1 protein-coding gene is annotated in these 848 nt (G+C 69.5%); it reads right to left on the reverse strand.

What is annotated here, in order from left to right:
* Positions 1–164: 164 nt before the first annotated feature.
* Positions 165–722 (reverse strand): sigma-70 family RNA polymerase sigma factor, encoded by a 558-nt coding sequence (locus UK23_RS33655; RefSeq protein WP_045315761.1) that lies wholly within the window; start codon positions 720–722, stop codon positions 165–167.
* Positions 723–848: the final 126 nt, after the last annotated feature.

Consider the following 848-nt stretch of genomic DNA (forward strand, 5'->3'; position numbering starts at 1 on the left):
GATGTGTATAAGAGACAGGTCCACGCCTATTCACTGGCGATCGGCGTGCTGGTCGTACTGGCGCTGACGACAAGTGTTCTCTGCGCGCGCACCAGTCCGCAGTGATGGCCGCCTGATGCTGGGGGTGAGCACGAACGCGGTTCGTGAGGCCTCACCCTCGAATCTCAGCCGGTTTCGCTGGCGTCCTGACCGGCGGCCCTGACCAGGTCCTCACGCGCACGCGCGACACGCGAGCGGATCGTCCCGACCGGACAGCCGACAACCTCCGCCGCCTCCGCGTAGCCCAGCCCGAGCACCTGGGTGAGCACCAGCGCCTCACGCCGGTCCGCGGCCAGCCCGTCGAGCAGGACGTTGAGCTCGACGATCCCGGTGAAACCGGACGACGACGTGGCCTGCTCGCGATCCGCCGCCTGCACCCAGTCGACGTCCGCCGACACCCGAGGCCTCGACTGGGCCATCCGCACCTGGTCGACCACGACCCGCCGGGCGATCGACAGCAGCCACGTCGTCGCCGACGACCTGGCCTCGAAGTTCCGCAGACTCGGCAACGCGCGCATGTACGTCTCCTGCGCGAGATCGTCCGCCGCGCCGGCGTCCGCGAGGTGGGCGACGAACCGCCACACGTCGCGCTGGGTCGCCCGCACGAACCGTTCCAAGGCGTCCCGGTCACCCCCGCGGGCCTGCAACGCCCAGCGGGTCACCTCGTCATCGGCGGAGTTCACGAGGCCGAATCGTAACGGCCGGACCTCCGGGAACTGACCGGCCGTTCGGACCGACTACTGGAGCGTGTCCTGCCGAACCGCCCGTTCGCTCGGCGGGCCACGCCACTAGTAGTACTTCGTCAGGTC

The sequence above is a fragment of the Lentzea aerocolonigenes genome (assembly GCF_000955955.1).
Taxonomy (GTDB): domain Bacteria; phylum Actinomycetota; class Actinomycetes; order Mycobacteriales; family Pseudonocardiaceae; genus Lentzea; species Lentzea aerocolonigenes_A.